Genomic DNA, 878 nt, shown 5'->3' with positions numbered 1-878 from the left:
ATCCGGTACTCCGAGGCGCCGTCCACCCGGGTGGCGCCGAACATCGTCGTGACCGGTCTCCGCGCTCGTGTGCCGGGTCCACGGCCGTCGTCGTACGACGGCACCTGATCAGGATCGGATTCCGGCCGTGCGCCTATTTCGGATTCCGTTTGTGGCCCCTATCAGGGCCACAAACGGAACATGATCATGCTCGGGCAGACGCACACCCGGTGCTTTCGGCTCTACTCGCCCGGTATCAGGAGAAGTTTCCCAGTGGTCCGGCGGCCCTGCAGGTCTTCGTGTGCGCGGCGGGCGTCGGCCAGCGGGTACCGACCGCCGACGCGGATGTCGAGCGCGCCCTCAGCGGCCCAGCTGAAGAGCTCGGCGGCGCGAGAGCTCAGCTCGTCCCGGCTCAACGTGTAGTGCGCGAGCGTCGGCCGCGTCAGGAAGAGGGACCCCTTGGCGTTGAGCTGCTGGGGGTCGAACGGTGGCACCGGCCCGCTGGCGGCGCCGAACAGCGCCAGCATGCCACGCGGCCGCAGCGCCTCCATGCTGCGCTCGAACGTCGCCTGGCCCACTCCGTCGTAGACGCACGCGGCACCGGCACCGCCGGTGAGCCCGTGGGCACGCTTGTCGAAGTCCTCGTACGACGCGATGGAGTCCGCTCCCGCGGACGACGCCAGCTCGGCCTTCTCCGGAGTGGAGACGGTGCCGAGCACCATCCCGCCGCGCATCTTCACCATCTGGGTCAGCAGGAGGCCGACGCCACCGGCGGCCGCGTGCACCACAACCCAGTCACCCGCCTGGACCGGATAGAGCGAGGTCGCCAGGTAGTGGGCGGTCATCCCCTGGAGCAGCAGGGCCGCAGCGTCCTCGTCGGAGACGCCGTCCGGGACGGT

The 878-nt window shown here is 70.0% G+C and carries 1 protein-coding gene; it reads right to left on the bottom strand.

Annotated elements, in window-relative coordinates; genetic code table 11:
• Positions 1 to 221: 221 nt before the first annotated feature.
• Positions 222 to 878: quinone oxidoreductase family protein (locus ELR45_RS26200; RefSeq protein WP_240760154.1), on the bottom strand; the 657-nt coding region annotated here is incomplete at its 5' end.

The organism is Phytoactinopolyspora endophytica, from assembly GCF_004138495.1.
Taxonomy (GTDB): domain Bacteria; phylum Actinomycetota; class Actinomycetes; order Jiangellales; family Jiangellaceae; genus Phytoactinopolyspora; species Phytoactinopolyspora endophytica.
The sequence above is the reverse complement of the archived record's forward strand: the minus strand, read 5'-3'. Positions and strand labels throughout refer to the sequence as shown.